The organism is Parabacteroides sp. FAFU027 (genome assembly GCF_022808675.1).
Taxonomy (GTDB): Bacteria; Bacteroidota; Bacteroidia; order Bacteroidales; family UBA7332; genus CAXXIC01.
In genome coordinates this window covers 136,729-158,123 of sequence record NZ_JAKZKV010000006.1, presented here as the reverse complement: position 1 = coordinate 158,123, position 21,395 = coordinate 136,729, and the positions used below count along the sequence as shown (strand labels likewise).

The 21,395-nt window shown below is 41.5% G+C and carries 18 protein-coding genes; 6 read left to right on the top strand and 12 right to left on the bottom strand.

The window, feature by feature from the left end; all coding sequences use genetic code 11:
- Positions 1-16: 16 nt before the first annotated feature.
- From MLE17_RS10940 to MLE17_RS10910, 7 genes are all read right to left on the bottom strand, one after another.
- On the bottom strand, positions 17-676 hold the full coding sequence (locus MLE17_RS10940) for a hypothetical protein (protein WP_243348838.1): 660 nt from the start codon (positions 674-676) through the stop codon (positions 17-19).
- 88 nt (positions 677-764) lie between these two features.
- Positions 765-1,181, bottom strand: coding sequence for a hypothetical protein (locus tag MLE17_RS10935; RefSeq protein WP_243348837.1), 417 nt, complete (start codon positions 1,179-1,181; stop codon positions 765-767).
- 117 nt (positions 1,182-1,298) lie between these two features.
- Positions 1,299-1,913 (bottom strand): transposase, encoded by a 615-nt coding sequence (locus tag MLE17_RS10930; protein WP_243348836.1) that lies wholly within the window; start codon positions 1,911-1,913, stop codon positions 1,299-1,301.
- Positions 1,914-2,422: 509 nt separating this feature from the next.
- Positions 2,423-2,722: a hypothetical protein gene (locus tag MLE17_RS10925; RefSeq protein WP_243348835.1), complete on the bottom strand. Its 300-nt coding sequence runs from the start codon at positions 2,720-2,722 to the stop codon at positions 2,423-2,425.
- Between the two features lie 275 nt (positions 2,723-2,997).
- The gene (locus tag MLE17_RS10920; RefSeq protein ID WP_243348834.1) at positions 2,998-4,554 is read right to left on the bottom strand and encodes a PQQ-binding-like beta-propeller repeat protein; all 1,557 of its coding nucleotides are present in this window, start codon (positions 4,552-4,554) and stop codon (positions 2,998-3,000) included.
- Positions 4,555-4,709: 155 nt separating this feature from the next.
- A complete protein-coding gene (locus MLE17_RS10915; protein WP_243348833.1) occupies positions 4,710-5,519 on the bottom strand; it encodes a hypothetical protein in 810 nt (269 codons plus the stop codon).
- Positions 5,520-5,840: 321 nt separating this feature from the next.
- The gene (locus MLE17_RS10910) at positions 5,841-6,950 is read right to left on the bottom strand and encodes a hypothetical protein (RefSeq protein WP_243348832.1); all 1,110 of its coding nucleotides are present in this window, start codon (positions 6,948-6,950) and stop codon (positions 5,841-5,843) included.
- A gap of 961 nt (positions 6,951-7,911) precedes the next feature.
- Between MLE17_RS10910 and MLE17_RS10905 the strand changes: the two genes are divergently transcribed.
- From MLE17_RS10905 to MLE17_RS10890, 4 genes are all read left to right on the top strand, one after another.
- Positions 7,912-8,079 carry a hypothetical protein gene (locus MLE17_RS10905; RefSeq protein ID WP_243348831.1) on the top strand — a complete coding sequence of 56 codons (168 nt, stop codon included), beginning with the start codon at positions 7,912-7,914 and terminating at the stop codon, positions 8,077-8,079.
- A 95-nt stretch (positions 8,080-8,174) separates the two neighbouring features.
- Entirely contained in the window at positions 8,175-8,789 is a 615-nt protein-coding gene (locus MLE17_RS10900) for a fibronectin type III domain-containing protein (protein WP_243348830.1), read from the top strand.
- Between the two features lie 237 nt (positions 8,790-9,026).
- The gene (locus MLE17_RS10895) at positions 9,027-10,832 is read left to right on the top strand and encodes a patatin-like phospholipase family protein (RefSeq protein ID WP_243348829.1); all 1,806 of its coding nucleotides are present in this window, start codon (positions 9,027-9,029) and stop codon (positions 10,830-10,832) included.
- A gap of 118 nt (positions 10,833-10,950) precedes the next feature.
- Positions 10,951-11,739: a peptidoglycan-binding protein gene (locus tag MLE17_RS10890; RefSeq protein WP_243348828.1), complete on the top strand. Its 789-nt coding sequence runs from the start codon at positions 10,951-10,953 to the stop codon at positions 11,737-11,739.
- Between the two features lie 107 nt (positions 11,740-11,846).
- Here MLE17_RS10890 and MLE17_RS10885 read toward each other — a convergent pair whose 3' ends face one another.
- From MLE17_RS10885 to MLE17_RS10875, 3 genes are all read right to left on the bottom strand, one after another.
- Positions 11,847-12,566: a LuxR C-terminal-related transcriptional regulator gene (locus tag MLE17_RS10885; RefSeq protein ID WP_243348827.1), complete on the bottom strand. Its 720-nt coding sequence runs from the start codon at positions 12,564-12,566 to the stop codon at positions 11,847-11,849.
- 52 nt (positions 12,567-12,618) lie between these two features.
- The gene (locus tag MLE17_RS10880; protein ID WP_243348826.1) at positions 12,619-13,317 is read right to left on the bottom strand and encodes a response regulator transcription factor; all 699 of its coding nucleotides are present in this window, start codon (positions 13,315-13,317) and stop codon (positions 12,619-12,621) included.
- A 74-nt stretch (positions 13,318-13,391) separates the two neighbouring features.
- Entirely contained in the window at positions 13,392-14,090 is a 699-nt protein-coding gene (locus MLE17_RS10875; protein ID WP_243348825.1) for a LuxR C-terminal-related transcriptional regulator, read from the bottom strand.
- A gap of 1,181 nt (positions 14,091-15,271) precedes the next feature.
- Here MLE17_RS10875 and MLE17_RS10870 point away from each other — a divergent pair.
- Positions 15,272-16,867, top strand: coding sequence for a glycosyl hydrolase family 28 protein (locus MLE17_RS10870; protein WP_243348824.1), 1,596 nt, complete (start codon positions 15,272-15,274; stop codon positions 16,865-16,867).
- 533 nt (positions 16,868-17,400) lie between these two features.
- Here the strand turns inward: MLE17_RS10870 and MLE17_RS10865 are convergent.
- Positions 17,401-19,422 (bottom strand): M13 family metallopeptidase, encoded by a 2,022-nt coding sequence (locus MLE17_RS10865; protein WP_243348823.1) that lies wholly within the window; start codon positions 19,420-19,422, stop codon positions 17,401-17,403.
- Between the two features lie 216 nt (positions 19,423-19,638).
- Here MLE17_RS10865 and argB point away from each other — a divergent pair, with 216 nt between their 5' ends.
- On the top strand, positions 19,639-20,412 hold the full coding sequence (argB, locus tag MLE17_RS10860) for an acetylglutamate kinase (RefSeq protein ID WP_243348822.1): 774 nt from the start codon (positions 19,639-19,641) through the stop codon (positions 20,410-20,412).
- On the opposite strand, the gene MLE17_RS10855 is transcribed toward argB, so the two are convergent.
- Complete coding sequence (locus MLE17_RS10855; RefSeq protein WP_243348821.1) at positions 20,402-21,328, bottom strand: ComEA family DNA-binding protein; 927 nt, start codon at positions 21,326-21,328, stop codon at positions 20,402-20,404. The two genes, argB and MLE17_RS10855, sit on opposite strands and share 11 nt — an antisense overlap.
- Between the last annotated feature and the right edge of the window lie 67 nt (positions 21,329-21,395).

The following is a 21,395-nucleotide window of genomic DNA, read 5'->3' as shown; positions in this document are numbered from 1 at the left end:
TAAATGGTGAAATTATTCATTTCAAAAAATAATTGATCAGTGTCGAGTTGCTTTGAATCTTTCCATCTTCAAAATGAATCGATTTTACGCGACCAATGCCACGGGCAAAATAGTCGACAAACTTATCCACATGATGAATGGTTGTTCCCGAATAATAAGAATAGCTATAGGCATTACAGGTAAAAGTTCCCGCCTGTGTCTTTACCGGAATATCTATCCCTTCGCAGGTAAAAGAAAGTGTATCTTCAGTAAAACCAGTTTCCTCACTATAAGTAGCATTGTGCAGAATCCATTTTTCTCCTACCCGGGGATAATTCTTATAGGCAATGGAGTTCAGCGAAACCTGGTTAATATCGGAAGTTCCTCCCACGATTAGACAGTTACCCTGTTCATCCGATCCTAAACAAAAAACCGGATTACCCGGAGCTTCCTCATGCTGGCAATATCCTTCTATTCCATTGATGGTTTTCTTATCGGTTATAAGTACAGAGTCATATGTAGTGTGCCAGCTATACATATTATGGATACTGTCAAGGTAAACCCATTTGTTGCCGATGGCGAAAGGCCATATGGGTTCATTTAAGGAAGCGGGTTCAGTATCTTTAGTACAGGAAAAAAGGGTCATTGCCATAATGGCAGCTATTATAACCAGAGGAAAATAAATTCTTTGTTTCATTGTTATTGTGTTTTATATTATTTGAATGAATGACATTTGACCTTATATCTTCAATTGATTTCCGGCCAGACTATTCCGAAAAAGCTCCCTATTCAACGAATCTGCCATTCCTGATATTAAGCAATACCGTCTTACAAAAGGGAATCGCATATCCGCTTTGCTTTCCGGGGGTCCAGTCAGGCATTTTATTCACGGCATCTTTGTAAATCGCCGGATCCAGCTCTTTGTCGGTCAGATTTAAAAAGGAATGGCAACAGGTCTTCCCTTGTTCATTCACTATTATGCCAAGAATAATCCTTCCGTTTTTAACCCGTTCCAGATTCTTGTCAATGATTGTTTTATTCAGATATTCAATCAGACTCATTTTTTTGGAATTCCATTGAGGTTCTACCTGCGCCTGCATAAATACGCCATCAAAGTTGCATTCATTGAAATTTACAGGCTTGTTTTGACCATAAATGGTCAGACTGAAAAACATGGACAGCGTAATAATTAGTGATCTCATAATGTTTTGTTTTGGTGGTTCTTATTTATCAATTATCTGTTTTTTGTTTTACGTTTGTCCCGTAGAGACGTGGCCTGCCGCGTCTGTTTTCATAGCCTGCCACGTCAATACGCCGTTTCATTCCCCCGAATAGAATTTATCATCCTTCCAGGTGGCCGGATTGTTACGGATATATTGTTCGATACGGCAATATTCCTCCTCATCGCGGATGATATGATCATGAAAACGGGTTTGCCATCCGAATGCTATTTTATTATCGGTTGCAAACCGGGTCAGGGATGATTTCATTCCGCCCATTGCCGTGGATAACAGACCGCATTGATCCGCAATCGCCTGCATTTTTTCGTTTTTTATTGCGGGGGTTTCCGGATTTTCTGTAGAGACGTGGCCTGCCGCGTCTACTGCCGCGTCTATGCCGTTCGTATCCCCCCAATCTGTGGGTTGATTTGTCTGCATCATTTCGTCAATGCAAACAATCAGATGCAGATGATTGGGCATAATCTGATCAACCGTAACTACTGCATAAGGATGATGGTTGGTCAAATCTCTGATCTTATCACTTAATTTCTGTCCCAGCACATTTAAGATCATTTTCTCATGTTCAATATGACCGAAATAGCATTTTCGTCCTGCGGTACAGATCGTGATGAAATAAAACCCGCCATTGTAATCGTGCCACGCAGCCCTCGCCGACGGAATACGGTATTTGTTCATGAATTTATCGTTCCCCATATTGCGATTGGTTATGATTCATTCGTTATTCTGTTTCTGCGTGCGGGATTTCCCACCACATTTATCCATTGATCATCCCCACAATCCATTTTTAAGGATTGGTTGACCGGGAAATACCTGCGATTGGTTTTTCAATTCCGGTTTTGCAGGATGTGTTGTTTCCCCCGCATAGGGACATGGCCTGCCGCGTCTCTTTTCATGGCCTGCCGCGTCTGTTTTGTGGCCCGCCATGTCTGTTTCCATACCCATCCCATCTGATTATATCCGTTTCCCACCGCATTTATCCATGGATCATCCCCCGCAATCCATTTTTATGGATTTGTTGATCGGGAAATACCTGCGATTGGTTATTTGTTTCGGTTTTATTGGGTGTTATTGGGGTTTCAATTCGGGACGTGATTTTATTGGATGCGGTTATATGAGACGCGGCAGGCCACGTCTCTACGTGAATCAAACATCACCCTGCAATCCATCATATAATGTCAGACCATGCAGAACACCCTATTTTTTCAGCCTTTGAACATATTGAAAACAACAGACCACAGGATCAATATCCCAAAGTATATCGCGATTGCATAAAGAATTGACAGTAAATATCTTCTTCCTTCGACAATATCCTTCATCAGGTAGCGACTTACAGACATCAATAAAAGGTATCCCAGATAAAAACCAAGTCCTATAAATGAATAAATGATATATCCGATGCCTTTATCTCCTTCAGAACTATAAACTAAAAGATTAGTAATCATCGAATAGATTACTATAATTCCAATATGGGTAAGTTTAATATTCCGTCCTTTAAGTTCCATATTCACTTTTTATTATCCCGGGTTCTTCTAATGATTCTGCCTTTATCGATAGAGTAACAAAGTCTTTGCTTTATCTTAATAGAATTATGCTTCTTTTATTTCATGACAAAGCAGGAGCTTTGTGTTTACCAGCGGCGTAGGCGGAGCCATACGCCGAACAACTGCCTGCTAATTGTTATTTGATGTTTGGCTACGATGAACGATAAATGAATCGTAAATTCGTTACGACAGATACACTATATTTGCCATTCATAAGCTAGAATAGCGCTTATAGTTTATTTCATTAGCAATCCTGTCAGGTCAACTTCTATGAAGCGATCTTTCTGAATGTCATACAGCTTCTGGTCAATCATTATAGCACTTGGCGAAACTGACATCTCGGCAATTTTTTTGTAATCCTTATCTAAAACAATGGTTTGATTTCCCTGAGAAATAAATCTCAGATCATTTTTTCGAAAATTATATTTGTACATATTCTGATAATCCTGTTGTTTTACCAGTTTAAGGTTGTGATCAAGCGCCAGAATTTTACCTTTATCAGTATAGATGTAATAGAGTGTTGAATCGACCCTATTCAGACTTTGATAAGAGATGGAATCAGCATTCTTTTGATAGACCGAATTGCCCGCAAAGGTTCTTAACTCACCGATGACATTGCTGTCAAAACTATTTTCGGCAATCTTTCTTCCATTGGTCAGATCAAAACTGATTACTTTGTCCTTTGTGCAACAAATCGCACTCTTTTTATCGACTACAAAGGCATTGAGCATGCTTTTTTTCGGGGCAATGGTATCCAGATAAATCTGATTGCCGGTATTTGTATTAAATGCAGCAATGTAAGGTGTGCCAGTTGGAAGAGAGCGTCTACCCATGTTTCCATAAGCCCAATTGATCATATAGAGTATAGAATCTTGTCTGAAAAGAGTGGAGGTTCCGGTTTGTTTCTCCGGAAGTGAAACGTTCCAAATGAGATTTCCTTCGTAATCCAGTTTACTTAGTGCATTTCGGGATGCCATACAGATACTGCTGCTATCAATAAGAGCGTTAGACAACACATTCGTCATCAGGTCGTGGCCGGTCGCAACCATTCCCGATCCGGTAAGTATGGCCGCTGTGATACCCAGAACGTTTAAGGCTACAGTTTTACTGTAATCCTTTATTCCTGTAACCATATCGTAATCCCATCCTTTACCATTATTCAGATTTATGGTATGTAATCCCGATGCACAAACTAATAATACTGAATCGTTGAGGTGATAGATTCTGTTCCATCCATATTCACGGCTAATTACACGTTCCCACAGTTTTTGTCCGTTAGTAAGATTAATACCTTCCAGCTTTTCGGTATTTCCTGACCAGGAACTGAATTTATACCCCAACCCGATCTGATGAACAGGTTCGACAAAATAGAGCTGATCCTTTGACTCCCAGGTATTTTCACCAGTTTCATTATTCAGCCGACTGCAATTCACCTGATTTGCCTGAATGATTACATTGTCATATTGATCAATAGAGCTTTGTTGGTAGTAAATTTTCTTACTCCAATTTACCTGTTTATTTTTGAGATCATATAGTAATACATCTCCTGAGTTATTCAGCCATTTGCCGTTTTTACTAACGCCACGCAGTTGAAAAGTGATTTTATAGCTGGCGGTATCTATGTAATAGTTGTCTATTCTTTCGGGAAGAATGTATTCTATGCCTGATATTTCCTGGTGGACAAGATGGTTTTGTCCAATGGTCAATGGATTATGTATGACCTGGACAGGTTTTTCAGCAAATGCCGCAATAACCATCACGAATAAGAGGTATGGTAATAGTTTTTTCTTCATATATATCTTTTTAGGCAATAAGTTACTTTATATAGAGTGATTGCTTCCCTTTCTTCCAGGATAGATCTATTTTTCTGATCAGATAAATAGTGTCAGGATTTATGTCGATATAGTGATCTTTCACCTTCAAACCAGTAAAAGGCTATCACCAAAAGCTATTCTCCGATCAGCACCAGACTACTCCTGAAAGAATCCGATTTGATCAATGGCGGACGCATCCAGGGAGACAAACCCGGATGCTTCGCAGTAATTCCGGTAAAGATTGTTTCCGATTCTACTGCGATAAGGATACCCTTCTGCCGGTCAATCCAGTAACATCCACTTACCGTGCCCTTATCTGTCAGAGTGAGGTCGCCATCGTAAGTTTCTTTGCTGACATTGCCGTTGAAGTCGATGCGAAAACAATCATGTCCCTGTTTCATCTCAGTGGAGGTGAGCACATTCGTGAATTTCTGAATTTGCATCGAACGATGACCGTTATAATCAGTCTTTTCACTATTCCATGATTTCCCGAAAGCTATACTTTTTGTCGGAAGAGCAAACAGCGTCTCCACATCCGAATTGTCAAACATAGACAAGTAACCGGAGCTTAAGACATCTACGTGATATTGTAGGGGTTTCCTTCCATATTTATCGTATGCGATGGTGAGTTTGACATCTTTCAGTCTGGAAATTTTAGGAGCAAGAGCCGGATTGTGCGCATAATCCTGTAATAAAATAGAATCAATCGTATATTCCAGAGGAAAACTCCCGGTACCTATACTATCTTTAGCCAGTATGCGTAGATATGTGGTATATTGATCATATTTTGATGTGGTTAGCTTTTTATAGCGATACACTTCCCCCGGCAGATAGTGGTATCTGATTAAAATGCCGGAGTTATCCTTCGCATGTTGACCTGCATTGAGATTTATCCCATGCAATATCGTTATGCCGATCAGGATTATTTTGATATATCTATTCATAAATCATTTCTCTATTTGTTATGTTTTGATATTTATTCTGTTATCTGTGGTTCCCCCGTAGAGACGTGGCCTGCCGCGTCTCTTGCTATGGCCTATCGCGTCTATTTTCATGGCCGCCACGTTTCTATCCATGCCATCTACGTCAGTTTCCATACCCACCACATCTGATTATAATCGTTTCCCGCCACATTTATTCATTCGTCATTCCCCGCAAACCATTTATATGGATTTGTTTACAAGGAGATCTCTGGAATTGGGTTTTCGATTCCGGGTTTGTTGGATGTGTTGGGGTTTTTATTCGAGACGCGGCAGGCCACGTCTCTACATCTCTTCCTTCCCCTTCCCCATCGCCCGCTTCATCGAGATCACCGAACCAAAACCACTCACTTGCGCCAGTTCCTCTTGCGTGATTTGTGGATTAAGCTTCTGATGATTATGGGCATGTATAGCGCGAAATTGATTGATGAAGACATTAAAGTTGACCTTGAACTGCCGGTTAATGAGATTCGAAAGAGCAGTCCGGTTTGTGTAAAGCTCCTTGCTGAGAATCGTCAGGTTAAGGTCTTGCCGGAGGTAAGACTTTTGATTGACGACATGCTCGAGTAGTTTTTGGATCAGAACTTCCTCTTTTTCGTGAAGCGGAGGTGTGATTACCGGAGTATGGCAGGCGCCAGAGGCAAATATCCGTGCAGGTTTGTTTTGCCAAAGCGCCAGAAATCCGATTACCCAGATCTGTGCCGACAACAAGCAAAGGAATGTGATAAAGAGCAGGTCATGAAGAGAGGGGAAAGGCCGGAAAATGTAAAAAAGCAGACACAGCAGACTCACCGCCACAAATCCCAGAGTAAACTTCCGCAGCCAGATGAGTGAAAATTGTTCGATATTGGAAAACTCCTCCATCAACTGCCTTTCGTAACAGCGGGTAATCCTGATGATAGCTACGGAATAGCAGACCATCTGCACCAGAATCACCGCTATGCTGGTCATACGTATCACATACATCGTGTGCATGGCAGGTTGCGTAAAGGCTGCCCTGTGCCACGCATTAATCAGATAGGTAATCCGTTCCGCCTGATCGAGCATTCCGTAACATACCGCAGCCGACAAAAGGCCCAGTAAGACTCCCGGCAGCAAGTGGGTGATCTCCCGGCGAAATGCTTGTAAACTTGTTATGTTTGCTTTTATATAGAGATAAAAAGAGGGGAAAAGCCAGAGCATACTCACGATGTGCAGGCTCAACCCGCAGGAATATATCCGGTATGCATGCATAAAATAGAGGTAATCAAAAACGAAGAGAAAGGAGGAATTTAACAAGACACCGATCATCACCAGCTTAGGCAGATTTTTGCCTCTTTGCAGCAGGATGCCGAGCGCCAGTAAGGGCGGAATGAGGTAAGATGCGATGAGCAACATCAGTTTGACATGATTCATCAAAATATCGGTTGTGTGGTGTAAATATTTACAATTCTACTATCCGTCAATACATTATACTTCGAATACAACCATCATCCGGCTTCATCTGCCGGAGCATCGGATATAGGTATAAACGGTTTAACTTGGCAATCGGTACCGCTTATCGCTGTATCTCTATTTTCGTCTTACAGACGATGAGTGTCAGGCTTCGCTTATCTCTTTCTATCCTTATTGTTAGTAATTATAAATGGTAGTAACAAAATATTGTATCTTGTTTAGATGCAAATATAGTAGAAAAGAAATTCACACCAACAGTTTATCATCAGTATTTTTTTAGAAATATCGGGGAATTACTATATAAATTTTGTCCGGATAAAAGCTTATTGTAAAGTTGAACAAATCTACAACACTATATTACAACCACTTAGCCTTAAATCACACATATTTGCAATGAATATATCTTACAGTATCAGTCTGCCTTTACTCCCTGTTATTTCCAAATAGACTTCTCATTTCACACACATCAAAAAAGATTTATCCGAAAGTATTTACAATTTGAACACTATTATTTATGATTTGAACGATTGCAAAATCCACGAAGACATAATTTTGCTTACAACAAACGAAAAGGATTACAAGGGTATGAATCGTAATGAATGCCGCAATGATTACAATCCGATTGTATTCGAACTAATATGAAGTGAAAAACATAGGAGTCGGAACGATAATCTTAGGAATCGGAACGAAATAGGTTGAAATCAGTCCGATTTAATAGGTTTTCGGGTCAAAAACAGTTGGAATCGGAGTGATAAACTAAATAATCGGAACGAAATCTATAGAAATCGGACAGAAATAATCAGGAATCATTCCGATTACAATTGAAATCGGAATGATTATCATGAATATCGGAATAATAACAGTTGGAATCGGACTGAATAAATAGATTATCGGACCAATCCCTATTGAAATCAAACCGAAAATGACCGAATTAGCAGTATCTCTTGATTTAATTCACCTGATAATAAATGGAAATCCCACATTTCCATTCGTGATCGGAGATAGAAACAGGAATAATGATGGTAAAAAAGGGAATTCAGTCCTGCATTCAGCAGTTTCATCAGGAAAACCCGGGGATCTTCCTCATTAAAGGAGATATATTCCCGGATCACAACCATCCCCGTTCCTGACATGCCATTATAATGATATCCAAATACATATATGTCTAATTAAAAAACAATTCACATGAAAAAAGATCGTTTAGTTCTGGACTTCAAAAAACTTTCAGTACCGGAAAAAATTTCTTTTGGTAGGAATGTGCATCAATCCATGACCGGGAATACGCATTTTGCGACACCTGACATTCTATTGGAAACATTAAAACAGAGTACCGATACGCTCGAGCAACGTTTTGTCAATGCTCAGAACGGGGGTAAAGAAGAAACTATGCTTCTTCGTCAGGCCGAGGAATATTGGGATGATTTGCACACCAAAGAAGGTCGTTATGTAGAACGTATTGCCGATGGAGATGGCGCCATCATCCTGAGTGCAGGGTATAACCTGGCCAAACCGCAGGGGCCGGGACAGAAAGCGGAATTTAGCGTTGTACTAGGTAGTGTATCAGGATCGGTATTGCTGCGCCGGCAGGCTTATACGGGCGCAAATTCCTACATCTGGCAAATTTGCGAAGGAACGCTGCCGGAAGATGAATCAGGATGGACGACTATCAAAGTAACTTCCCGTGCATCGGTCGAAGTCACAGGACTAAAACCTCTAACACGTTATTGGTTTCGCGTAGCAGTAGTGACTCCGCAAGGTACTACGGCATTTAGTTCACCTATCATGCAGGGAGTGGTATAGAATATACATTACAGGGGAATTCTCTAAATGGATAACCGAAACTCTTCAACTTCTTCTTACTGGCTCTGTTATATATAAAAGAGTCAGTGAGAAGATTGAGAAGAGAGAGACTACTTCTGCTGACCGGCCACGCTATTCATGGCAGAGTTATAAACCCCTCCCACTAAGGCAATAGGTTATCACCTGCAATCTACGTTACTGAATCATACGCCACTTTAACATAAAACCATCAGTATCATGAATAAAAAAAACACATTTCGAATCGGACTCTCAATGGCTGGTGCCATTTCTGCCGGAGCCTATACCGCCGGTGTGATTGATTACTTGCTTGAAGCTCTCGAAAACTGGCAAAAAGCCAAAGAATTGAATCTGCCGGGAGTCCCAATGCACAATGTGATTATCGAAGTAATTAACGGCGCTTCAGCCGGAGGAATGACAGCAGTAATAACCACAGCCGCACTTCAAAAGAATTTCCCTCATATCAATATGCAGAATTATATGTCAGATTTATCTAAAGAAAATCCATTGTATGACTCATGGGTAAATCTGACCGATAATAGAGAAAAAGATATGATGAGTCAGATGCTCGGTATAGAAGATATTGAAAATTCGAAAGATATTAATCCCGATAAAGAGGTTCGCTCATTATTTAACTCCTTATTTATTGAACAGATTGCCCGGCGGACTTTAGACCATACTATATCTGACGATACAATCAAAAGGCCATACATTGCTCCTGATTATGAGCTGTTTACTACGATTACAAATCTCAGAGGCTATAATTATGAGCTTGAGTTTAAGACCTCTTTGGGCAATAAGGAAGATCGAATGACTGTGCATAAGGATATTGTCCATTTTCAATATAATCCTTTCGGCGCTTATCACCACAATGGCCGGATTCCGTTTCATTATAACGATAGCCTGGGATTAAACCGTAATCTGTTGATCGATGCCGCAATTGCGACAGGCGCGTTTCCTGTCGGTCTATCTCCGAGAACAGTTAACCGGGACGCAAAATACATCAATGATAATCCGTTACTGAAGATGAATAACTCGAAAGATGGTATTATCAACCCGGATATTAGCTATAAAGCTGTATGTGTAGATGGAGGAGTAATAAATAATGAGCCATACGATCTGACAGAGAAGATTCTCCTAAGAAGACAAAACGATGAAGCCGGGAAAGAGGCTACCAATAAGTTGGATGAATTGAAAAAGCAGGCCAATACATTTGACACCACTGTATTGATGATTGATCCATTTCCGAACTATGACGATGTGCCCACGAAAGAGTATCAGGAAAGAAAATCATTACGATTTGCCATGCCGGAATTAATCAATACAATGCGTCAACAACTGATGGTAAAGTCTGACTTATTGGCAAAAGCCTATGATGATGACGATTTTACCCGGTTTATGATTGTTCCCGTCCGTTATCGAAACGAAGAAAAAGAGAAGTATAGCATAGCCTGTGGTTCATTTGGTGGTTTTGGTGGTTTCTTTAGTAAAAAGTTCCGACAACATGATTATATGTTGGGAAGACGTAATTGCCAACGATTCCTACAAAACTATTTCGGTGTACCTCAGGAGAAAAACAATCCAATCATTGCCTATGGATACAAAAATATCACCGGTGAATTGCTAGATCTCTATCTCTCTGATGAAACAAAGAATCTGCCCATCATTCCCGACATACGTATCGCCCGGGATAATATCCAACTCATGAAGCCAGCCGAAGAGGAAGGATTATCTTACCCTGAAATTGAGGTAAAATACCTGCTAAATCTGGAAGATAAAGCAAAAAAAAGATTTGAGTCGATCATTGGCAACTTCGGAAATGGTATAGAAGCGGCTAAACAGAATAGTCACGGACAACTGTTTATTCAAAACTATCGAAAAAAGCCCTGGTTTAAAAAGCTTTTTTCCCGTCTGATGGTTAATCTGTTTATGCTGATTGGCAAACCAAAAGTGGCAGGAATGATTGCTCAGGAATTCATTGATTCGGTAATTGTGGATATGTACAACCGGGGATTGGTAAAATAGAAATAACAAGATAATCTGACAATTGCTAATCCGGAAATATAAGATAAAACTTACAGCCAGGTTTATGTGCCGGATAGAATAGAAGACCAGAACATTAACCTTTAAATCACGAATAAAGATGATCAAAAAGTATTATCAGAAAGAATTAAAGATGGCAGTACCCTCTTTGTCTGTTCAGTCAAAAGGATCAGACGTAAAGAAAGTGCAGGAATGGCTTAATCTATGGCGAAGCTATGATCAACGATGGAATATAATTGTGGACATTGATGGAATTTTTGGCCATCAGACAGAAACTGTTGTAAAGGAATTTCAGAAATTGCAAGGATTACCTGTAACCGGAGTCGTTGACGTGGCAACTTTCAACAAGTTAGTACAATTCCTATCCAATGCATTTCAACCCATTAGCGGTTCCAATCTAAGGACTCTGATCATTGAATATGCAGAACAACATTTACGAAATAAACCTCTGGAGTTAAAGAATAATCATGGCCCCTGGGTGAGAGCCTATGTAGATGGCAATGAAGGAAGTGACTGGCCCTGGTGTATGGGATTTGCACAAACAATTATTGATCAGGCCTGTTCTGTTTTAAATCAGTCATTTACCCAAATAATGCCTCATGCTTATGGATGTGATTCCGTCGGACAGCATGGTCTGGAAAAAAATAAACTTCTTCGCAATAAGGAGATACGGAAAAATCCATCTCTCATAGAACCCGGAGATCTCTTTCTGATAGTCAAAACTCCGCATGACTGGACACATACCGGAATTGTGATTTCTGTAGTCGATGACTGGATTCATACCATTGAAGGAAACACAAACGATGAAGGAGCAAGAGAAGGCTATGAGGTTTGTAAACGTATGAGAAACTTCATGCAAAGTAATATTGATATCTTCAAAGTCTTATAATGCTTTTCACAAGCTCTGTCATTCATGTCGGAGCTTATGTCTTTAATCCGGCATCCATTACCCAGTCCGTCCGATAATCATTCTTAATCATCACTTTGATTTCGCCCCTATCTCCCATTCTCCATCGCAAAGGCGACCAATTCCGCCGTATTCTTCACCTCTGTTTTTACAATCAGGTTGGTCCGGTGTTTTTTGGCAGTAGTAATGCTGATGAAAAGTTCGGAAGCAATCTCCTTATCGGTCTTCCCTTTGGCGATCAACGCCAATATCTCTTTTTCGCGTGTAGTCAGGTGGCTTAACCGGAGCTCACGCTGAAGTCTTGAGATCTCTTTCAGTGCATTATTTAACTGATTATCCGCATGCATAACCTCCGAAATCTCCATGGCTACGGATAACGATTTTTGGGGAGATCCATCTTCAAAAAAACCGATCACTATCGTTTGATTGTAGAGCCAATGATATTGAGTGCTGTTCTTAGGCTTAATCCGGTATATGCAAATAAAGGTCATTTCGGAATGATCAGCGCTGTGCCAACAGTATGAAGAGGGAACAATCTCATGATCATCAGGATGAATAAGTGTTCTCAGAAAATCATATTTCAACTGATCAATCTCTTCCCTCGAATACCCAATCAGCTCATGTCCCCGTTGGTTATACCAGAGATTTCGCATGCTATTGGAATCACCGGGTATATCCAGCTGATTAATGTAAATGATAGCCGGAAGGGAATGCAGGATATTATTAGCAAATGCTGCCTTTTCGGCATATACCCTGTAAGGCTCCGGGATTTCTTCAATATGTATATTATATGGTAAAGGATTGAGCATTACTGAAAGTTGTTTGGGTTAATCTTTTGGGGTTCGAATTCAGAGCAATCGTTTAGCATACTCCACATTCCATGGCAAAAGCCACCAGTTCCGCCGTATTCTTGACCTCCGCCTTAGCGATCAGGTTAGTCCGGTGTTTTTTTGCTGTGCCGACACTGATAAATAACCTTTCAGCGATCTCCTTATCAGTCTTTCCCCTGGCGACAAATGCCAGAATCTCTTTTTCCCGCTGGGTAAATTTACTGAGACGCAATTCATTCTTCAGCCGGGCAATCTCTCTCATGGAATCGATCATATGATTATTGGAATGCATAACCTCTGAAATCTCAAATGCAACATTGAGAAATACTTTAGGCGAGCCATCCTCGTGATATTCGATGATAATAGACTGACCATACATCCAATGATACTTAGTATCATTCTTCGGTTTTATTCTATACATTCCGACAAAAAATAATACAGGTAAATCCGAATATCCCCATTCATAAGAAATAGGACCTACCTTTAAATCATCGGCATACATAATATTCTGCTGAAAGTCATACTTCATATCATCAATCTCTTCCCTTGAGTATTTCATAAAGTCATAACCTCTTTGATTCAGCCATATATTTTTCACCGAATTACAATCTCCGGGGATATCCATCTGATTAATGTAAATAATAGCCGGAAGAGAATGGATGATGTTTTGGTAAAATGCCGTGTCATTTAACCGCACACGAAACGATTGAGGGATTTCATCGATATTCATAAATGACAGGGTTTAAAGTATTATTAAATAGAAATAAGAGTACTGGTTTTTTATTCGAATCGAGAATAATCATTTTAATACACACCACTTTCCATCGCAAAAGCCACCAGTTCAGCTGTATTTTTGACCTCCGCTTTGGCGATCAGGTTGGTCCGGTGTTTTTTGGCAGTAGAAACGCTGATAAAAAGCGTAGAAGCAATCTCCTTATCGGTCTTCCCTTTGGCGATCAATGCCAGAATCTCCCTTTCCCGCTGGGTAAACTTACTCATACGCAGTTCATTCTTAAGCCGGGCAATCTCTTTCAGGGCATAATTCAGCTGATTCTCAGTATGCATGATTTCCGAGATCTCTAAGGCTATGGTAAATGACTGCTTGGGGGAGCCGTCATCGAAATAATCCGCCACGACCGTCTGATAATAAAGCCAACGGTAGGTATCGCAATCCTTTGGTTTTACCCGATGCATTCCGGCAAAGAACATTTCAGGATGATCGGAATAATGCCAGAAATAAGAAGAAGGGACAATCTCCATATCTTCGGGATGGATAATTGCTTTAAAGAAATCATACCTCAACTGATCAATCTCCTCCCTTGAATATTTCATCAGCTCATGTCCTCTCCGGTTAAGCCAGATATTTCTCATGCTATTATAATTTCCGGGGACGTCCAATTGGTTGATATAAATGATAGCCGGAAGGGAATGAAGGATATTATTAGCAAAAACTGCGTTTTCGGCATATCTCCTGTAAGGTTCGGGAATCTCTTCGACATTCATAATCAGCTGATTTAAGGTGGGACAATGAATATTGCTGCGATTGGGGTTTTTCAGTGTGTAAATTAGAAATAGAAGATTCTAAATGTCTTAATGCTACCAGACTTTATGATTTACTATCTCAAGAACTGATATCAGACATCCGATTATCGCAAATGAGGATGTTACAAAAAGAAGACAGTCTATTTAAGAAGTTACAAATTGTAAGTTCGAATTGCCCCAAGCCCCTAAAGGGGATGTTCTGATGTGCAAATTAGATCCGAAATACCACTCTTCAAAGTCCCCTTCAGGGGAATCGAAGATCGGCGTAGCCAATTAGGGGCGGTAAGAATGAATCAACTATCATTTTGTAAGTTCAGTTTTGTTGGAATCGACTTTTGGTACATCCTTATCCGATTATCACAAATATACTACTAAAGTAGTATTGCCCTGCATTTTATCTCGCAGTATTTTTGTAGAAAGATTAAACCGCTTAGATTTTTATAAGCATAATATCATACAGGATATACAATAAGTAACATCCGCTATTAATCAATCTCAACTCCAGGGCTGTCTTCCGGAGAAAGTATTATAGATTCATTCTTAACCGATTAATTACACAAAATCAACAATAAGGATCAAACCGGGCATCTCCTATCGGGGATCGTTTTCGACATTATAATTCACTGATGGATTAAAATATCAGACAGGATAAAAGATATAGAAGATTAAATATTGAGATTGGGCTATTGTTTTTAGGGTTTCGATACCTGATCATCCGGAGCACTTAAGGGTTGTGCTCCGGATATTTTATTCACAGCATTAGTCCTGTTTGCATAAGAAATAAATTGGTGAACGATAGATTGCCACGCGATGATCACCAATATAAGAGGGGGCGGTTGAGGGTTGATATGAAGGGTTATAATATACCGCCCCTTTCTTTTATTTACCACCCTCTTAATCTTTGTCGAATTAATTCAACTTGCCAATAAGACTTTTCCAGCACCATTCTTCCCGGGAAAAACAGGTTTAGATCCCAGGTACAAGATAGCACTCTGTAATATTTATCCGACCATTCTGTAAGGATTCCTCCCTTTATCAATTACTTCACTTTAATTACCAATTTATCTACTTCGTAATCTTCAGAGGAGGTTACTTTTGAGCTCTGTTAGTCAAACCCTTTTCATTCAAAATCATCACGTTCAATGAAAACGAATTATTATGCGATTTTCATTTCGCTACTGGCCATCCTTTTTGGGATAAACTCAGTCAATGCCGCCACGAACATTCCCCTACCCGTAATCCCAACGACACAGTTCCTGGTTACAAACTACGGTGCAAAAACGACGAATACAGACAATGCATCGTATATCAACGCTGCGATCACTGCTGCTAATGCAGCAGGTGGCGGAACGGTAGTTTTACCGGCAGGCACCTTCCTGAGCGGTCCGATCACCATGAAAAACAACGTCAATCTCTATCTGGCCGCCGGTGATACTTTGCGGATCCTTCCTTACGGAAGCGGAAACGGAACTGTTGCCGGAACCTATCCCAATAACGGAACTACCGACCAGTATAATCCTTTTATTTACGGGAAAAGTCTCAGCAATATCGAGGTAAGCGGCTCCGGAGTAATCGACGGACAAGGCTCTGCCTGGTGGACGGCTTATGCTTCCAACAGCAATATGAAACGCCCGAGTCTGATCCGCTTTGTAGCTTGTAACACGGTATGGATTACCGGTATCACGTTGATGAATTCACCGGGGGTGCATCTCACATTAGGACAAAGCAGTACAATGGGTTCCAACGGAACAATCTCTTATGTTACGATCAAGGCTCCTTCCACTTCACCAAATACGGATGCCATCGACACCTGGTACTGGAATGGCATATACATTCATGATTGTAACCTTTCGGAAGGAGATGACAATGTGGCCATGGATACAAACACCAAGAATATTACCATCAAACACTGTACTTTGGGTACCGGACACGGTATCTCTGTAGGTAGTTATGCTACCGGCGTTAATACCGTTACGGTAGATAGCTGTACTTTCAATGGCACTACGAATGGTATCCGTCTGAAGGCTTCCCGTGACCGTGGCGGCAGCGGAGCCAATGCCTGTTACAATCTTTCTTATTCCAACATCACGATGCAAAACGTAACCTGGCCATTTTATATTACCAGTTACTATCCTACTTCCAGTCCTTCCAAGACTGATACGGCACAAGCGATCACAGCTGCAACTCCTACGTGGCGGAATATCTATTTCAAGAATATTACCGTAACAGGTTCGACCTACGCCGGATTCATCTGGGGACTTCCCGAACAGTTGGTTAAAGATGTGGTATTTGATAATGTCCAGATCAGCGCCACAACCCGAGGAATGCAAATCGTGCATGCCGATTCAGTTATATTCAAGAACTGTTCTTCCATTACCCTTCCAAGTGGCAAGGGAAATGCAATCTATTCTCCTTACGATACGATACGTGTCAGTGGAATCAATCCGACAACCGGAAAATCCACCTCTTGCACCACCAGCGCTATCGAAGAGGTCAAAGCCGACGGTGCAGTGACCTGCTACCCCAACCCTGCTCAGGATTATGTAATGATCTCTTCTGATGAGGCAATCGCTGAGATCAAGCTCTATTCGCTGACCGGCACTCAAATCCGTGATATAAACGCCGGTAATGAAAATCAATATTCACTCGATCTGACCTCAATACCCCGTGGATATTACATTCTGAATCTGCTTACGGCAAACGGGACACTCACTTCCCATAAATTATTGAAGCAATAGACCGGATGTAAATTCTGAAAAGAGGGAGAAAATCCAATCCGGGATAAGTAAAAAGCGTGTCGCTCAGTTAATTGAGTGACACGCTTTTTTTGTATGGACCAGATCATCCGGTTTCCGGGAAAAAAGAACTGCTTTTCGGAATATTCCGACTTATACAGACTTAAATATACTACTAAAGTGGTATTGACTTTGCATAAATAAGGAACTAACTTTGTATTATCTAAGGGATAAGTTCTTTACATGAGTTTCTTAGAACACATTAAAGACGATATACCTAAACCTTAGCTTGTTTTTCATTCAGGGTAAAACGATTTGTTATAAGGGTTAACTTTATTCAGAGGGGCGGTTTGGGTTAAGATATTATAGAGAAGGGGCCGCCCCTATCTTTTTCTTTCTTTTGATAGAGTGCCTGATTTTAGATGATTACAGATGCAAAAAGCCGCCTCCTGTTCAGGGAAGCGGCTTTTTTTTGCTTTCATTTATTTAGTGTATTCATCCGATGACTTTGAGTCATCGGATGAATTGAATATATCTTACCACACTACCGCCCGTTTTTCCGGCGCAATATACATCGGACTATCGGGAGTGATATTAAATGCAGCATACCAGGCATCGATATTCGGCAAAGCGCCGTTTACGCGCCATTTACCCAACGAGTGCGGGTCAGTTTGCGTGCGGCGGATGATCTCTTTATCGCGGATATTACCGGCCCATACGGTAGCATAGCCGAGGAAGAAACGTTGTTCGGGCGTAAAGCCGTCGATCTTTTCAGGTTGCGGATTCTCTTTCAGTGCTTTTTGGAAAGCGGCAAAGGCAACCTGTAAACCTCCCTGGTCGGCGATGTTTTCCCCTAAGGTAAATTCTCCGTTGGCGTGCAAAGTATCCAGAACTACAATTTTACTGTAGTGATCTACGAGCGCTTTGGCGCGGGCAGTGAATTTATCTGCATCTTCCTTCGTCCACCAGTCGTTGAGATTCCCCTCTTTGTCATACTGGCGACCCTGATCGTCGAATCCATGGGTCATTTCGTGTCCGATTACCACGCCAATCGCTCCATAGTTGATCGCATCGTCGGCATTCGGATTAAAGAACGGCGGTTGCAGGATGGCAGCAGGGAAACAAATCTCATTCGTGGCCGGATTGTAATAGGCATTGACCGTTTGCGGAGTCATTAACCACTCATCCTTATCGACAGGCTTGTTGGCTTTGGAGAGCATGTAGTCAAATTCAAACTCGCTTGCACGTTTTACATTGCCCCAGTAAGAAACCTTACCGTCGATATTCAGTTTCGAGTAATCGCGCCACTTGTCGGGATAGCCAATCTTCACCCGGAAGGCAGCAAGCTTCTCTTCCGCTTTCTTCTTGGTGACATCGCTCATCCATTCCAGCCCCTGAATGCGTTCTCCCAGCGCAATCTTCAGGTTATTCACCAGTTTCAGCATCTTCGCTTTCGATTCAGCAGGGAAATATTTCTCCACGTACATTTGTCCGATGGCTTCACCCAAAACTCCGTTGGTAGTATCCAGTACCCGTTTCCAGCGCGGTTTGTTTTCCTGCTTGCCGGAGAGGGTTTTGCCGTAAAAATCAAAGTTGGCATTCTCTGCGGCATCGTTCAGGTAGGAAGCCGAATTGTTGAGCAGATGCCAGGTCAGATATGCTTTGATTTCCGCTAAAGTATAGCTGTTAAGAATAGTGCTTACTTCACGGGCCGGTTCCAGTTGAGCTACATTCAGGTCTTTCAGGTTGGTCAGGCCGACAGCATTGAAGAAAGCAGTCCAGTCGAAGTTCGGAGCCTCTTTTTGCAGGGCTGAAACCTCGATCTTGTGGTAGTTCTTCTGCGGGTCGCGCAACGCCTCTTTGGTGAAATGGGCTTTTGCCAGCTGGGTCTCAATCTTCAATACCATTTCTGCATTCTTTGCATTATTCGGATTGGCTTTATCAGCCAGGTTAAACATCGTAGTGACGAATTTCACAAACTCCTTGCGGATATTTGCGTTGGCATCGCTCACGTAATAGTCGCGGTCGGGCAAGGAAAGTCCACCCTGCGCAATGTGTGCGATGTTCATCGAACTATTCATATCATCTGCATAGATGAAAAAGTTAAACGGAATGCCGACACCGATCTTCAACGAATGAGCAAAGTAGGCAGGCAGCTCGCTTTTGCTTTTGATCGCCTTGATTCGGGCCAGATCTTCGCGGATTGGGGCAAAGCCATCCAGATTGAGCTTTTTATCATTCATACCCAGGGCATAAATCGTACCGATCTTCTGCGCCACCGAGCCTTGCGGGTTGTTTTTCTTGCTTAACTCTTCAATTAACCCCTTGAGTTGTTCGCGGTTTTCTTCACCCAGCTTATCGAAGGTGGCGAAACGGGCGTATTCAGCTTTGAGCGGATTATTTTTCATCCATCCACCGCAGGAATATTGGTAGAAATCTACACCCGGTACTGCACTTTTGTCGAGGTTGGAGACATTAAAGGCAGGAGTTTGTTGCGCTAATGTATTCATTGCCATTGCCAGAATTGGAACTGTTAGTGAGAAAGTGATTTTTTTCATACCTCCCTATTTTTAAATTGGATTACAAATTTATACTATTTCTAATCTGAAAGATTTATCATGCAGTTGGAATTCGCATCGCGGACTGCTCATTTCCATATATTTAACGCTTCGGGAAAATGTCGTATCTTTGCAAGGAATAAAACCTAACAGGTTTTCAAAACCTGTTAGGTTTAGGTTCAATAACCCATAAAGTCAATAATCAAACAACATACAATGAACAAACTGACTATCGTAAAAGTAGGCGGAAAGATTGTGGAAGAAGAAGATTCCCTCCGTCAATTACTCGAAGATTTTTCAAAAATAGAAGGCCGTAAACTGTTGGTTCACGGCGGAGGCCGCTCAGCAACCAAAGTTGCAGCTCAACTCGGCATCGAAAGCCAGATGGTAAACGGTCGTCGCATCACCGATGCCGAAACGCTCAAAGTGGTAACCATGGTTTATGCAGGATTGGTAAATAAAACCATCGTGGCCCGTCTGCAAGCCCTTGATATTAACGCACTCGGTCTTACAGGTGCTGACCTCAACCTGATCTGTTCCGACAAACGTCCGGTGAAAGATGTGGATTATGGTTTTGTGGGTGATGTGAAAGCGGTAAATGCGGAGCTGCTTGCTGACCTTATCGAAAAAGAAGTGGTGCCTGTGCTCGCTCCCCTGACACATGACAAACAAGGCAATATGTTGAATACCAATGCAGATACCATTTCAGGAGAAACGGCTAAAGCGTTATCTAAACACTTTGATGTTTCGCTGGTATATTGCTTTGAGAAAAAAGGAGTGCTGCGTGACGAGAATGATGATGACAGCGTAATTCCTGAAATCACTCCTGCCATTTATGAGCAATATGTGAATGAAGGTGTAATCCAAGGCGGTATGATTCCGAAACTGGATAATGCGTTTGATGCACTGAAAGCCGGTGTGAAAGAGGTGGTGATTACCCAGGCTTCCGAACTTGGTAAAGAAGGCGGAACCCGCGTAATTATTGGCTAAAATCAAGATAGTGGGCAAGACGCTCAAAGTCTTGCTTCGTAAACTCTTCATAAAGGGAAAATTGGTCCAACGAGGTCAGTTTTCCCTTTTTCTTTCGGAGTTCCACGATGGCTTTGGCCTGATAGAAATTAAGATATGGGTGCGACATCAGCCGTTCGATACCCGATTTATTGATCGGAATCCGATGTAATGACGAAACATCGTTCAATGCCAGGAAGTGGCTGAATTTCTCCACCTGTTCGGGTGAAAGCTGCTTCATCTCCCGAAGCTGACCAACGGAATAGAATCCGCCTAGACGGGTTCGGTAGTTGATGATCGCATGAGCAATGCCGGAACCGATTCCGGGAACCTTTTTAAGCTCTGAAGTATCTGCTTTATTGAGGTCGATGTGTGTGCCTTCGGCCACTTTTTCCTGCTTCTGATAGACAACCGGTTTGTATTTAACGATAGTATCCCGATGTACGACAATCAGGCGTTGGTCAATTCTGATATGCGGCAACAGCTTTGCATAAAGCGTTTTATCCAGATAAGGAACACGGGCAAAATCTTCCGGTTTGCGGTATTTACCTCCTTTGGATCGATATTTGAGAATCATCCGCGCCTGAAAAGGCTTCAGTCCTAAATGTACAAAAGAGAGGGAATCGGCAGTATTGGGATCGAAGTCGAATAAGGGATAGGTTTGCGGCTGAAATTTAGGATATTGAGAATGTTTGAATACCGGTTTTTCCCTGGTTTTGGAAGCTTCGAAAGCCTTAACCTCCCGTTCAAACGCAGCTTCTCCAGCCCTGTCATAAGAATAAGAATCGCTTGACCGAAACAGAAAAAAACGAACCGCTATAGTGATCGCTATCAATGCGAACAGTATCCATATTGAACGGCGTTCACGCTTGGAGAGACTGAAATACTCTTTCCACATAGTAATACATTGTTGCTAAGAAAAGATGTAGAAAATATTTCTATGGATTTTAAGAAGTAAGCGAATA

What these genes read in the sequence shown, in the direction of transcription:
- MLE17_RS10940 (WP_243348838.1), bottom strand. Translation starts at nt 676, where the DNA reads ATGAAACAAAGAATTTATTTTCCTCTGGTTATAATAGCTGCCATTATG.
- MLE17_RS10935 (WP_243348837.1), bottom strand. Translation starts at nt 1,181, where the DNA reads ATGAGATCACTAATTATTACGCTGTCCATGTTTTTCAGTCTGACCATT.
- MLE17_RS10930 (WP_243348836.1), bottom strand. Translation starts at nt 1,913, where the DNA reads ATGGGGAACGATAAATTCATGAACAAATACCGTATTCCGTCGGCGAGG.
- MLE17_RS10925 (WP_243348835.1), bottom strand. Translation starts at nt 2,722, where the DNA reads ATGGAACTTAAAGGACGGAATATTAAACTTACCCATATTGGAATTATA.
- MLE17_RS10920 (WP_243348834.1), bottom strand. Translation starts at nt 4,554, where the DNA reads ATGAAGAAAAAACTATTACCATACCTCTTATTCGTGATGGTTATTGCG.
- MLE17_RS10915 (WP_243348833.1), bottom strand. Translation starts at nt 5,519, where the DNA reads ATGAATAGATATATCAAAATAATCCTGATCGGCATAACGATATTGCAT.
- MLE17_RS10910 (WP_243348832.1), bottom strand. Translation starts at nt 6,950, where the DNA reads ATGAATCATGTCAAACTGATGTTGCTCATCGCATCTTACCTCATTCCG.
- MLE17_RS10905 (WP_243348831.1), top strand. Translation starts at nt 7,912, where the DNA reads ATGACCGAATTAGCAGTATCTCTTGATTTAATTCACCTGATAATAAAT.
- MLE17_RS10900 (WP_243348830.1), top strand. Translation starts at nt 8,175, where the DNA reads ATGAAAAAAGATCGTTTAGTTCTGGACTTCAAAAAACTTTCAGTACCG.
- MLE17_RS10895 (WP_243348829.1), top strand. Translation starts at nt 9,027, where the DNA reads ATGAATAAAAAAAACACATTTCGAATCGGACTCTCAATGGCTGGTGCC.
- MLE17_RS10890 (WP_243348828.1), top strand. Translation starts at nt 10,951, where the DNA reads ATGATCAAAAAGTATTATCAGAAAGAATTAAAGATGGCAGTACCCTCT.
- MLE17_RS10885 (WP_243348827.1), bottom strand. Translation starts at nt 12,566, where the DNA reads ATGCTCAATCCTTTACCATATAATATACATATTGAAGAAATCCCGGAG.
- MLE17_RS10880 (WP_243348826.1), bottom strand. Translation starts at nt 13,317, where the DNA reads ATGAATATCGATGAAATCCCTCAATCGTTTCGTGTGCGGTTAAATGAC.
- MLE17_RS10875 (WP_243348825.1), bottom strand. Translation starts at nt 14,090, where the DNA reads ATGAATGTCGAAGAGATTCCCGAACCTTACAGGAGATATGCCGAAAAC.
- MLE17_RS10870 (WP_243348824.1), top strand. Translation starts at nt 15,272, where the DNA reads ATGAAAACGAATTATTATGCGATTTTCATTTCGCTACTGGCCATCCTT.
- MLE17_RS10865 (WP_243348823.1), bottom strand. Translation starts at nt 19,422, where the DNA reads ATGAAAAAAATCACTTTCTCACTAACAGTTCCAATTCTGGCAATGGCA.
- argB (WP_243348822.1), top strand. Translation starts at nt 19,639, where the DNA reads ATGAACAAACTGACTATCGTAAAAGTAGGCGGAAAGATTGTGGAAGAA.
- MLE17_RS10855 (WP_243348821.1), bottom strand. Translation starts at nt 21,328, where the DNA reads ATGTGGAAAGAGTATTTCAGTCTCTCCAAGCGTGAACGCCGTTCAATA.